The organism is Pseudomonas sp. 1928-m (assembly GCF_029269135.1).
Lineage (GTDB): Bacteria > Pseudomonadota > Gammaproteobacteria > Pseudomonadales > Pseudomonadaceae > Aquipseudomonas.
In genome coordinates this window covers 1,403,075-1,415,187 of sequence record NZ_JARIXO010000001.1, presented here as the reverse complement: position 1 = coordinate 1,415,187, position 12,113 = coordinate 1,403,075, and the positions used below count along the sequence as shown (strand labels likewise).

The window sequence follows — 12,113 nt, the reverse complement described above, 5'->3', positions numbered from 1 at the left end:
CTTGGCCAATGCAGCGCTTATCTGCGCAATCGGGGTAAGCCTGCCACAGTCCTATTTGCTATCCGCTGGTGGTAGCCCGGAATACTCCAACACTCCGCAGCACGCCGCAAAATCGGCCTGCAGCCCAACAACTGCATACCCTGCAGGGCTTGGCATTTGACTGGGAGTTGACGTAAAGTTTTCCCACTGTGTTTGCATAGGTCGCCGAAAATCGTGACCTGGTGCAGTAGATCATCCAGATCCGCTACATCCCGCTCGACGTCGCACACCGCCTTGCAACCAGTATTCAGTCCCTCATGTCGAGTAGCGGCTGTCATCAACTCTAGGTTCAAGGAAATACACCATGTCGAATCGTCAGAACGGTACCGTCAAGTGGTTTAACGACGAGAAAGGTTTTGGTTTTATCACTCCAGAAAGCGGTCCGGATCTGTTCGTGCACTTCCGCGCGATCCAAGGCAACGGCTTCAAGAGCCTGAAAGAAGGCCAGAAAGTCAGCTTTATCGCGGTGCAAGGCCAGAAAGGCATGCAGGCTGACGAAGTACAGATCCAGGAGTAATCCTGCCGCATTGAAGAACCCCTGATGGCAACATCAGGGGTTTTTTTATGCCCGTTAAGGCAAGATTGCACCCGCACACACCCACTGCACAAAGAGCCGACCATGCCGAAACACCTGCTGCGCCCGCAGGGTGAATTCCCCAGCGCCGGACTGATCCGCCGCCTTGCCGCGATGTTTTATGACTTTCTGCTGTGCATCGCACTGCTGATCGTCGTGACCTTTATCTACAAGCTGATCTTGATGGGCTTCTACGGCGAGGCGCAGCTCAAGCAGATGTCTGACGCTGGCGCGCTGGATGGCGACCCTTTGCTCTCGACTGTGCTGTTTCTCAGCCTGTTTGGTTTTTTCGCCAAGTTCTGGACGCACAACGGCCAGACCCTAGGCATGCAGGTCTGGGGCTTGCGTATCCAGAACCCCGACGGCACAGCGATCAGCCTATGGCAGGCGCTGCTGCGTTTTCTGGTCGCCATCGGCTCCTGGCTGCTGCTAGGCCTGGGCTTTCTCTGGGTGCTTTGGGATAAAGAAAAGCGCAGCTGGCATGACATTTACTCGGACAGCCAGGTGATTCAGCTGCCGAAGAACATTCATAAGAAGTAAACGCCAGACAATAAAAAATGGCCGGGAGCCATTTTTAACGTCGTGCAGCGGTGGCCCGAAGGGTTGCCACCCTGGATGACAGGCAATAAAAAGCCGGGCTGCACCCAGTGTGCAGCCCGGCTTTTTTACGCCTGAATCAACCTGCGCGGCGTAGCAACCAAACGCCGGCCAGCGCGCAGATACCGGCAGGAATCAACACCGCCAGCAACGGCGAGAAGCCGAATACCAGGCTCGAAGGGCCGAGCAGGTCCTGGCTGATTTTGAACACAAAGCCCACCAGCACGCCGGTAAATACGCGCTGCCCGAGGGTCACCGAGCGCAGCGGGCCGAAGATAAAGGAGATCGCCATCAACACCAGCGCCGCCGTAACCAACGGCTGCAGCACCTTGGTCCAGAACGACAACCAGTACTGGCTGTTATTCAGGCCCTGCTCGGCCAGGTAGTGGATATAACTCCACAGCCCGGTCATCGACAGTGCATCTGGAGACAACACCACGGTGCCAAGCAGCTGTGGCGTCAGCTCGACATCCCAGCGCTCACTGCCCTGCTCAATCACTTCGCTGCTGCGCTCACGAAAATGCGTGGTCGCAACATCTTCCAGCTGCCAGTGATCACCCTGGTACTGGGCGCGCCGGGCGAAGCTGGATGACTGCATGCGCTTGTGCTCATCGAAGCGATAGCGGGTCACCCCGAGCAGCACGCCATTGGGCTGCACGGCGTTGATGTGCACATATTCCTGCCCCTGGCGATGCCACAGACCGCGCTTGGCGCTCTGCGCTTCACCGCCGCCCTGGGCCATGGCCCGGCTGGCCTGAGCCTGATTTTCGCTATAGGGCGCGAGGTACTCACCGATCAGCACGCCAACCAGCATCAGCACCAGCATGGGCTTCATCACCGCCCAGACGATCCGCCCGATCGATACACCGGCCGCACGCATGATGGTCAGTTCGCTGTTACTCGCCAGTGAACCCAAACCAATCAGGCAACCGATCAGCGCCGCCATCGGCAGCATTTCATAGATGCGCCGCGGCGCCGTCAGCAGTACATAGCCTAGGGCATCGAGCAGGCTGTAGTTGTCCTCGACATCGCCCAGCTCATCGATAAACGCAAACAGCAGCGCCAGGCCAACAATGATCCCCAGCACGGCGAGAATGGCGACAAATACCTGTGCGCCGATGTAACGATCCAACTTAACCACGGGCCACCTCCTGTGCCACACGACGGGCCGCCCAGCGCAAACGCAGCGGCTCCCAATAAAGCAGCAGTAGCCCGATCAATACGAACACGCCATGCACCCACCACAAGCCAAGTGCTGCGGGGATCTTCTCTTTATCCAAGGCGCCACGCGCGCCAATCAGCAGCGCCAGGTAAGCCATGTAAAGCAGAATGGCCGGCAACAGCTTGAGGAAGCGCCCTTGGCGTGGGTTGACTCGCGACAGCGGCACCGCCAGTAGTGTGACTACAAAAACCAGCACCGGGATCGACAAGCGCCACTGCAACTCGGACTGCATGCGCGGTTTGTCGCTGCCAATCAGCTCGCGCGTCGGCATCGCCTCGCGGTCGGTGACCTCCACCGCCACTTCTGGCTTGGGCAGCAGAACGCCGTAAGTGTCGTATTTGATGGCGCGGTAATCGGCCTGGCCCGGATTGCCGTCATAGCGGTAGCCATTTTCCAGAATCAGGTAGCGGCTGCCATCGGCCTGAATCTCCTGGCGACCTGATTCGGCCACCAGCACAGAGATACCACGCTCCTTGTCGCCCTCGCGGGACAGCTGCTTCTCGGAGATAAACACCCCGGCCAGCGAGCCGCGATCTTCGGACAGTTCCTCGGTGTAGGTCACCCGCGAGCCATTTTTCATCGATTGAAAACGCCCAGGCACCAGGGTATCCAGCTCAGTCATGGCGCTCTGCTGGTTAAGAATCCGCGCCACATGCTCAACGCCTTGTGGAGCCAGGCCCAGGCTCAGCCAGCCGGCCAGCAACGCCACCAGGGCCGCAGGCGCCAGGCTGTAGGTCAGCAAACGCTGCTGGCTCATGCCGGTGGCCGACAGCACAGTCATCTCGCTGTCTAGGTACATCCGCCCGTAGGCCAGGAGAATGCCGAGGAACAGCCCCAACGGCAAAATCAGCTGGAGGAAGCCGGGAATTCGGTACGCCATGATCATCAGCAGCACCCCAGGGTCGAGCAGCCCCTGCGCCGCCTGGGCCAGGTAGCGTATAAAGCGGCCACTCATAATAATGACCAGCAGCACCGCGCTTACGGCACTCAGGGTCAACAACACTTCACGGGACAGATAACGGAAGACGATCAAACCAGACACTCCAGGGTTGTCAGGCTCAGGCGGCTAAGATCAAACTAGCCGCACTGCTTGCCGGCTCGCCCAACTGGCGAACCATCGAAAAATAGCCGGCATTATCCTGCAATACCGACGCCTTGTCTTGGGGACACCACGTAATGGAATTTATTGTTAAAAGCGCACGCCCAGAAACACTAAAAACCGCCACCCTGGTTATCCCTGTTGGTGAGGGCAAAAAACTCGGCGAAACCGCCAAGGCCATCGACACCGCCAGCGCTGGCGCGATCAGCGCTCTGCTCAAGCGCGGCGACCTGGCCGGCAAGGTCGGCCAGACCCTGCTGGTACACAACCTGCCGAACCTGAAAGCCGAGCGCGTGCTGCTGGTCGGCACCGGTAAAGACAGCGAACTGTCTGACCGCCAACTGCGTAAATTGATCACCAGCGTTTACAGCAACCTGAAGAGCCTCGGCGGCAGCGACGCAGTACTCGCGCTCGACGAGCTGCAGGTCAAAGGCCGCGAAACCTACGGCAAAACCCGCCTGATGGTGGAAAGCCTGGCCGACGCTGGCTACTGCTTCGACCGCTTCAAGAGCCAGAAGGCCGACGCCGGCGCACTGAAGAAGCTCACCCTGCTCACCGACAAAGCCAACCTGGCCGACGCCGAGCGCGCCAGCACGCACGCCCAGGCGATTGCGGCTGGCATGGCCTTTACCAAGGACCTCGGCAACCTGCCGCCGAACCTCTGCCACCCGAGTTATCTCGCCGAAGAAGCCAAAAACCTGGGCAAGGCCTACAAGAACCTCAAAGTCGAAATTCTCGACGAGAAGAAGCTCAAGGAACTGGGGGCAGGCGCCTTCCTCGCCGTGGCCCAGGGCAGCGACCAGCCGCCACGCATGATCGTCATGCATTACCAAGGCGGCAAGAAATCCGAGAAGCCCTACGCCCTGGTCGGCAAAGGCATCACCTTCGACACCGGCGGCATCAGCATCAAGCCGGCTGCCGGCATGGATGAGATGAAGTACGACATGTGCGGCGCCGCCAGCGTATTCGGCACCCTCAAGGCCGTGCTGGAACTGCAACTGCCGATCAATCTGGTGTGCCTGCTGGCCTGTGCCGAGAACATGCCGAGCGGCGGTGCCACTCGCCCAGGCGACATCGTCACCACCATGAGCGGGCAGACCGTGGAAATCCTCAACACCGACGCCGAAGGCCGTCTGGTGCTGTGCGACACCCTGACCTATGCCGAGCGCTTCAAGCCGCAAGCGGTGATCGACATCGCCACCCTCACCGGCGCCTGCATCGTGGCCCTGGGCAGTAATGTGTCCGGCCTGATGGGCAACAACGACGAACTGGTGCAGCAGATTCTCGGCGCCGGCCTCACCGCCGACGACCGCGCCTGGCAGTTGCCGCTGTATGACGAATACCAGGAGCAGCTGGACAGCCCGTTCGCCGACATTGCCAATATTGGCGGGCCAAAAGCCGGCACCATCACCGCTGGCTGCTTCCTCTCGCGCTTTGCCAAGGCCTATAACTGGGCGCACCTGGATATCGCCGGCACCGCCTGGATCAGTGGCGGCAAGGACAAAGGTGCTACCGGTCGTCCAGTGCCGATGCTGACGCAGTACTTGCTGGATCGCAGCAACGCCTGAGAACCTGCATCGGATCTGCTGCGCGTCGGCGATACGGCGTTAAAAATGGCCTTGGAAGCCGCTTGCGGCTAACGCGCTTTAGCGCGACCCGAAGGGCGAGTGAAACGAGTAATGCTCATTTACAGCTCGTAAACTCCGCTCCTCGGCCATTTTGACCAGCCGAAGGCTGTTACTAACGTAGCGCCTTGTCTCGCTCTAGCTCGCGAGACCCGAAACAGGTTCTACGCCCCAGGCGCATTGTAGGAGCAACTGTCTTAACCGGCCGTTTGTCGCCACTCGGCATCATCGCGGATCATGGCATTCAATCGAACCACCAGCACTCGCATACAGGCGACTAATGCAACCTTTGCACACTTGCCTCGCTCACGCAGTGCCAAGTAACGCGCATTAAAGTCGGACTGGTAACGCACAACTGACCACGTCGCCATGTACAAAATGCGCCGGACGGAGGCTCTGCCTCCTTGCGTCCGACGCTTTCCTTTCTGTTGCCCGCTGTCGCAGTTATAAGGCGCTATTCCTACCAACGCGGCGATTTCCTTACGATTGAGCTGCCCCAGTTCCGGCAGATAGGCCAGCATGCTTGCCGCCGTTATCAGGCCGATACCTGTCACCCTCTGTAATCGCATGGCCTTTGCTTCATCGACCTGGGCCACCATTTGTGCGATTTCTTTCTCGAGTAATTTGATCTGTTCCTTGAGGTGCTTGATGCACGTCTCCAAGCTTTCCTGCACCTTAGGCGAGTGAGCCTGGGCTTTGCGCCGACGCTCGTCATCACGTTGCTGGACTAGTTGCTCACGGCGCTGGACCAGGTCACGCAGTATCTCCTGTTCTTCAGATAAAACCTGACTGTCGGGGGCTTGGATTATCTGTGCCAGATGCGCCAGGACAGCTGCATCAATGGGATCGGTTTTGGCCAGTTTCCCCATCGCTGTGGAGAAGGCTCTTGCTCGGCGTGGATTGATGCAAACCACTGAGTAGCCAGCCCTTTGCAGTCGAGCTTTAACCGCGCGCTCGTAACCGCCTGTCGCCTCCATCAGTACCCGCTCTACCGTCCAGGCAGACAAGTAATTCAGCAGCAATTGATGACCTTCAGCATCGTTGGACGTATCAAATGCTACGCCTTGCGGACGAACTGAAATGCTCAGCGTGGCTTTGGAAATGTCGACACCAACCCATGAAGTCATTTCTATACCCTCCTACACTCGATAAGGAGAGCACTCTGGTCATAGCCCACGCTTGTGCATTTCGAGATGGGCCTCGTTCAACTGTTCGGGCTTAAGGCCAGAGACGGACGGACAGCAGCTTGAGCTCCTACACGTGCTTTAGGCACACCGGCCACTCAGCTTGCTGTCCGTCGCTCTCATCTCAATTTTATCGTGGGGGCAAGACACAAGCGGTCTTGACCGCGATTGACTGGTAAGCTGCACGCCTGTCAGCAAGCCGCTCCTGCAAATAACGCCAAAGCGTGCCGCCATGCCCCGAATAGAATTCTATGTACTCTCCACCACCGTGCCGGGCGACCGCCTGCGCGCGGCCTGCCAGTTGGCGATGAAAGCCTGGCGCGCCGGCCTGCCGGTGTTTCTGCGCGGCAGCGATGCGCAGCAATGCACCGAAGTGGATGAGCTGCTGTGGCGCTTCAAGGCTGAAAGCTTTGTGCCGCACAGCCTCTACCAGGATGACGCGCAAGCACCGGTGGTGATTGGCCTGGACGAAGAACCCAGCAGCGCTCAAGGCGTGCTGATCAACCTCGGCAGCACCCTTTCACCGCAGGTCGAGCGCTTTAGCCGGGTGATTGAAATCGTCAACCAGGAACCCAACCTGCTGACCGCCTGCCGGGAGAATTTCCGCAGCTACCGGCAGCGCGGGTATGATCCCAAACGAGTCGAACTCTAGCAGCACACCATGGACACCCCAAAACCGCCGCAAAAACCTGCCCAACTGCTGAACGACCTGGAGTCGATCCGCCAACTGCTGGGCGATGAAAACCTCGAACCACCGCTGCTGATCGATACGCTCGACCCGGACAGCATCCCCCTGCTCTCGGAAATCGTTACCCCGCCACCCGTAGCCGCCGCGCAAGATCCTGCGCGCAAGCCGCAGATTGCGCAGACCCTGCGTGAAACCGTCAGCCAGAGCGTTAGCCGCGACAGCGAACTGAACCGCCTGGACAGCGAACTGCGCGCCGCCGCCCAGTTGATCCTGCAGGATGTGATCGACGATTTCGTACCGCAGATCGAGGCCGAGCTAAAACGCCGCCTGGATGCGCGCCTGACTCGCTTGCTGCCGCCGCGCAGATAGCCGCCCGTAGTGCCTAAGCGCAATCCGGGAGGTCGTGATCTCGGATTACACCGGGCTACAAGTAACTCCATAAGCCTTACGCCCACCAGTCAGCCGTTCCACGCCCGGCCTTACGCCACAGGTGCCATCCCCGCTATACTTGCCGGCTTTTCCGTCTAGCCGTCATAAGGGTCCCGCCGCGCATGGACAAGACCTACCAGCCGCACGCCATTGAAACCGCCCTGTACCAGAACTGGGAGGCGAACAACTATTTCGCCCCACAAGGTTCGGGCGAGCCCTATACCATCATGATCCCGCCGCCGAACGTCACCGGCAGCCTGCACATGGGCCATGGTTTCAACAACTCGATCATGGATGCGCTGATCCGTTTCCGCCGCATGCAGGGCCGCAACACCCTGTGGCAGCCGGGCACCGACCACGCCGGTATCGCCACCCAGATGGTGGTTGAGCGTCAGCTGGCTGCCGACGGCATTGGTCGTCACGACCTGGGCCGCGAGAAATTCCTGGAGAAAGTCTGGGAGTGGAAGGAACAGTCCGGCGGCACCATCACCCGGCAGATCCGTCGCCTGGGCAGCTCGGTGGACTGGTCGCGCGAGCGCTTCACCATGGACGACGGCCTGTCCGAGTCGGTGAAAGAAGCCTTCGTGCGCCTGCACAAAGACGGCCTGATCTACCGCGGCAAGCGCCTGGTCAACTGGGACACCAAGTTCCACACTGCGATCTCCGACCTCGAAGTGGAAAACCACGACGAGAAAGGCAGCCTGTGGAACCTGCGCTACCCGCTGGCCGACGGCAACAAAACCGCAGACGGCAAGGATTACCTGATCGTCGCCACCACTCGCCCGGAAACCATGCTTGGCGACAGCGCCGTCGCGGTAAACCCGAGTGACGAACGCTATCAAGCCCTGATCGGCACCTTCGTCGAGCTGCCGCTGGTTGGCCGCCGTATCCCGATCATCGCCGACGATTACTGCGATCCTGAGTTCGGCACCGGCTGCGTGAAAATCACCCCAGCCCACGATTTCAACGACTATGAAGTCGGCAAGCGCCACAACCTGCCGCTGCTGAATATCTTCGACAAGAACGCCGCCGTGCTCGCACAGGTCCAGGCATTCAATGTCGATGGCAGCGTCAACAGCCAGATCGATTGCAGCCTGCCGGCCGAATACGCCGGCCTGGATCGTTTCGAGGCGCGCAAGCAGATCGTCGCCGCCTTCGAGGCCGCAGGTCTGTTGGAAAGCATCGACGCCCACGCCTTGAAAGTGCCGAAAGGCGACCGCTCCGGCACCATCATCGAACCGTGGCTGACCGACCAGTGGTATGTCAGCACCAAGCCGCTGGCCGAGAAAGCCATCGCCGTGGTCGAGAGCGGTGAAATCCAGTTCGTGCCCAAGCAGTACGAGAACATGTACTTCAGCTGGATGCGCGATATCCAGGACTGGTGCATCAGCCGCCAGCTCTGGTGGGGCCACCGCATCCCGGCCTGGTACGACGATGCCGGCAACGTCTATGTCGGCCGCGACGAAGCTGAAGTGCGCGCTGAACACAACCTTGGCGACGCCAACCTGCGCCAGGACGAAGACGTCCTCGACACTTGGTTCAGCTCCGGCCTGTGGACCTTCTCCACCCTCGGCTGGCCGCAGCAGACCGACGAATTGAAGACGTTCCACCCGACCGACGTGCTGGTCACCGGTTTTGACATCATCTTCTTCTGGGTTGCGCGGATGATCATGCTGTCGACCCACCTGACCGGGCAGATTCCGTTCAAGACCGTGTACGTACACGGCCTGGTGCGCGACGGTCAGGGCCAGAAGATGTCCAAGTCCAAGGGCAACGTGCTTGACCCATTGGATATCGTCGACGGCATCACCCTGGACGAGCTGCTGGAAAAACGCACCAGCGGCATGATGCAGCCCAAGCTCGCCGAGAAAATCGCCAAGCAGACCCGCGCCGAGTTCCCCGAGGGCATCGCCGCATACGGCACCGACGCCCTGCGCTTTACCAACCTGGCGCTGGCGTCCACCGGTCGTGACATCAAGTTCGATATGGGCCGCGTCGAGGGTTACCGCAACTTCTGCAACAAGATCTGGAACGCCGCCAACTTCGTCCTCGAGAACACCGAAGGCCAGGACACCGGCATTAACGGCGAAGCGGTCGAGCTGTCCTCGGTGGACCGCTGGATCATCTCGTCGCTGCAGCGCACCGAAGCCGAAGTCACCCGCCAGCTCGACGCCTTCCGCTTCGATCTGGCCGCGCAGGCGCTCTACGAGTTTATCTGGGACGAGTACTGCGCCTGGTACCTGGAGCTGGTCAAGCCCGTGCTGTGGGACGAAACCGCGCCAATCGAACGCCAGCGCGGCACCCGCCGCACACTGATACGTGTACTGGAAGTGGCACTGCGTCTGGCCCATCCGTTTATGCCGTTTATCACCGAAGAAATCTGGCAGCGCATCAAGGCGCAAGCCGGCGTCAGCGGCGACACCATCATGCTGCAAGCCTGGCCGGTGGCCAATGAAAGCCGCATTGATGCCGCCGCCGAAGGCGATATCGAGTGGGTCAAGCAGCTGATGCTCGGCCTGCGGCAGATCCGTGGCGAGATGAAAATCTCCATGGCCAAGCGCATCGATATCATCCTGCAGAACGCCAGCGCCGAAGACCTGCGCCGCCTGGCCGACAACGCGCCGCTGCTGAACAAGCTGGCCAAGCTGGAGTCGGTACGGGTGCTGGAAGCGGGCGAAGAAGCTCCGATGTCCGCCACCGCCCTGGTTGGCGATATGCAGGTGCTGGTGCCAATGGCCGGGCTGATCGATAAGGACGCCGAGCTGGCGCGCCTGGACAAGGAAATCGCCCGTCTGAGCGGTGAAGTGCAGCGCGTTGGTGGCAAGCTGAGCAACGAAGGCTTCGTCGCCAAGGCGCCAGCCGAAGTGCTCGATAAAGAGCGCGCCAAACTGGCCGAGGCCGAGCAAGCCCTGAGCAAGATGGTTGAGCAGCGCGGCAAGATCGCCGCACTCTGATCCACTGGCAACACCCGCAGCCCGCGCCCTAATCGGCGCGGGTTTCTTTTTTTGTAGGAGGGGCTTTCGGCTCTGGCGTCCTGCTTCGCTCTACCTCCTGCATCCATGCAGTCGTAGCCGCGAGCTTTAACAGCAAAGTCGCGGCTGAAGCCCCTCCCACGGTTCACCTGATTTACCGGTACACCCATGACTGATACACGCTCCCCTTCCCTGCTCGATGCTCTGCTGCCGATTGGCGTACTGGTGCTGCTGTTGGGCCTTTCCGTTTACCTGTACGGCGACAGCTCCTCCAGCGGGCCAAACCAGATCGCGCTGATGAGCGCGGCCTTTGTCGCCGGCCTGGTCGGCCTGAAGAATGGCCTGCAGTGGGCGCAGATCGAGGAAGGCATCCTCGCCGGCATCCATATGGCGATGAAGGCCAACCTGATTCTGCTGGCGGTCGGTGCGCTGATCGGCACCTGGATTCTCGCCGGCACCGTGCCAACCATGATCTGGCTCGGCCTCAAGCTGATCTCGGCGGAATACTTCTACGTCACCAGCTGCCTGATCTGCGCCCTCACCGCGCTGTCCATCGGCAGCTCCTGGACGGTGGCCGGCACCCTGGGCATCGGCCTGATGGGCGTGGCCGCCGGTTTGGGGCTGGACCCGGCGATTACCGCCGGGGCGATCATTTCCGGCGCCTACTTTGGCGACAAGCTCTCGCCGCTGTCGGACACCACCAACCTGGCGCCCGCCGCGGCCGGGGCGGATCTGTTCGCGCATATCCGCCTGATGCTGCGCACCACGACACCGGCCTTGTTGATTGCCCTGATGATTTTCTTCGTTCTCGGCCAGCAAGCCAGCAACAGCCACGACACCGCGCGTATCGCCGAAGTGCTGCAGGCGCTGGAAGCTCAGTTCAGCCTGGGCTGGCACCTGTTGCTGCCGGTGGCCCTGCTGCTGTTTCTTGCCGTGCGCCAGTGGGCAGCCTTCCCGGCAGTGTTTGTCGCCGCGCTGCTCGGCGGCGTGTTCGCCGTGGTGTTTCAACCCGAGGTGATGGCGCGCCTGGCCGATCCGGCTGCCGGCAGCCTGGCGCCGCTGAAGACCGTGTGGAGCGCGCTGTTCGCCGGTTATGAATCGAGCAGCGGCAACCCGGCGCTGGACGGCCTGCTGTCCAAGGGCGGTATGGCCAGCATGCTCACCACCGTGTGGCTGATTATCTGCGCCATGTGCTTTGGCGGCGTGCTGGAAAAGCTCGGCCTGCTGCAACGCCTGCTGCAAAGCACCCTGCACCTGGCGAAAAGCACCAGCAGCCTGATCGCCAGTACCATTGCCACCAGCATCGGCACCAATATCATCACCGCCGACCAGTACATCGCCCTGGTGCTGCCGGGCCGCATGTACCGCGCCGAGTACGAGAAACGCGGCCTGGCCCCGGTCAACCTGTCGCGCGCCCTGGAAGACGGCGGCACCCTGACCTCGGTGCTGGTGCCGTGGAACACCTGCGGCGCCTATATGGCCGCCACTCTAGGCGTGGCGACCCTGAGCTACCTGCCGTACTGCTTCTTCAACCTGCTGATGCCGCTATTGGCGATTTGCCTGGCATTTATCTTCCCGCCGCAGCCCGTTGTGCCGGCCCACGCCGAACGCGACGACCTGTCGCAGGCCTGAGCTCAGGCCCGCCCGAACTGCGCAGCACCGCGTAGTTTGGGCGCACCAGGGC

General features: G+C 60.8%; 10 protein-coding genes. 7 read left to right on the top strand and 3 right to left on the bottom strand.

Going from position 1 to position 12,113, the window contains the following annotated elements:
• Positions 1 to 343: 343 nt before the first annotated feature.
• The gene (locus tag P3C18_RS06285) at positions 344 to 556 is read left to right on the top strand and encodes a cold-shock protein (RefSeq protein WP_090248782.1); all 213 of its coding nucleotides are present in this window, start codon (positions 344 to 346) and stop codon (positions 554 to 556) included.
• A 102-nt stretch (positions 557 to 658) separates the two neighbouring features.
• Positions 659 to 1,153 (top strand): RDD family protein, encoded by a 495-nt coding sequence (locus P3C18_RS06280; protein WP_275960998.1) that lies wholly within the window; start codon positions 659 to 661, stop codon positions 1,151 to 1,153.
• 136 nt (positions 1,154 to 1,289) lie between these two features.
• Here the strand turns inward: P3C18_RS06280 and lptG are convergent, their stop codons facing one another.
• Positions 1,290 to 2,351, bottom strand: a complete 1,062-nt coding sequence (gene lptG / locus P3C18_RS06275; protein WP_275960997.1) for an LPS export ABC transporter permease LptG — start codon at positions 2,349 to 2,351, stop codon at positions 1,290 to 1,292.
• Positions 2,344 to 3,465, bottom strand: coding sequence for an LPS export ABC transporter permease LptF (gene lptF, locus P3C18_RS06270; RefSeq protein WP_275960996.1), 1,122 nt, complete (start codon positions 3,463 to 3,465; stop codon positions 2,344 to 2,346). Before lptF ends, lptG begins: the two co-directional genes overlap by 8 nt.
• Positions 3,466 to 3,608: 143 nt before the next feature.
• On the opposite strand from lptF, the gene P3C18_RS06265 reads away from it, so the two are divergent.
• On the top strand, positions 3,609 to 5,099 hold the full coding sequence (locus P3C18_RS06265; protein ID WP_275960995.1) for a leucyl aminopeptidase: 1,491 nt from the start codon (positions 3,609 to 3,611) through the stop codon (positions 5,097 to 5,099).
• Positions 5,100 to 5,353: 254 nt separating this feature from the next.
• Here the strand turns inward: P3C18_RS06265 and P3C18_RS06260 are convergent, their stop codons facing one another.
• Positions 5,354 to 6,283 (bottom strand): transposase, encoded by a 930-nt coding sequence (locus tag P3C18_RS06260; protein WP_275960994.1) that lies wholly within the window; start codon positions 6,281 to 6,283, stop codon positions 5,354 to 5,356.
• Positions 6,284 to 6,572: 289 nt separating this feature from the next.
• Here P3C18_RS06260 and P3C18_RS06255 point away from each other — a divergent pair, with 289 nt between their 5' ends.
• From P3C18_RS06255 to nhaC, 4 genes are all read left to right on the top strand, one after another.
• The gene (locus P3C18_RS06255; protein ID WP_275960993.1) at positions 6,573 to 6,992 is read left to right on the top strand and encodes a DNA polymerase III subunit chi; all 420 of its coding nucleotides are present in this window, start codon (positions 6,573 to 6,575) and stop codon (positions 6,990 to 6,992) included.
• Between the two features lie 9 nt (positions 6,993 to 7,001).
• Entirely contained in the window at positions 7,002 to 7,397 is a 396-nt protein-coding gene (locus tag P3C18_RS06250; RefSeq protein ID WP_275960992.1) for a DNA polymerase III subunit chi, read from the top strand.
• A 182-nt stretch (positions 7,398 to 7,579) separates the two neighbouring features.
• Positions 7,580 to 10,411 (top strand): valine--tRNA ligase, encoded by a 2,832-nt coding sequence (locus tag P3C18_RS06245; protein ID WP_275960991.1) that lies wholly within the window; start codon positions 7,580 to 7,582, stop codon positions 10,409 to 10,411.
• 186 nt (positions 10,412 to 10,597) lie between these two features.
• Positions 10,598 to 12,061, top strand: coding sequence for a Na+/H+ antiporter NhaC (gene nhaC / locus P3C18_RS06240; RefSeq protein WP_275960990.1), 1,464 nt, complete (start codon positions 10,598 to 10,600; stop codon positions 12,059 to 12,061).
• The last annotated feature ends 52 nt before the right edge of the window (positions 12,062 to 12,113 follow it).

Bases quoted from the DNA above. Each gene is read 5' to 3' on its own strand.
- P3C18_RS06285 (WP_090248782.1), top strand. From the start codon at position 344: ATGTCGAATCGTCAGAACGGTACCGTCAAGTGGTTTAACGACGAGAAA.
- P3C18_RS06280 (WP_275960998.1), top strand. From the start codon at position 659: ATGCCGAAACACCTGCTGCGCCCGCAGGGTGAATTCCCCAGCGCCGGA.
- P3C18_RS06265 (WP_275960995.1), top strand. From the start codon at position 3,609: ATGGAATTTATTGTTAAAAGCGCACGCCCAGAAACACTAAAAACCGCC.
- P3C18_RS06260 (WP_275960994.1), bottom strand. From the start codon at position 6,283: ATGACTTCATGGGTTGGTGTCGACATTTCCAAAGCCACGCTGAGCATT.
- P3C18_RS06255 (WP_275960993.1), top strand. From the start codon at position 6,573: ATGCCCCGAATAGAATTCTATGTACTCTCCACCACCGTGCCGGGCGAC.
- P3C18_RS06250 (WP_275960992.1), top strand. From the start codon at position 7,002: ATGGACACCCCAAAACCGCCGCAAAAACCTGCCCAACTGCTGAACGAC.
- P3C18_RS06245 (WP_275960991.1), top strand. From the start codon at position 7,580: ATGGACAAGACCTACCAGCCGCACGCCATTGAAACCGCCCTGTACCAG.
- nhaC (WP_275960990.1), top strand. From the start codon at position 10,598: ATGACTGATACACGCTCCCCTTCCCTGCTCGATGCTCTGCTGCCGATT.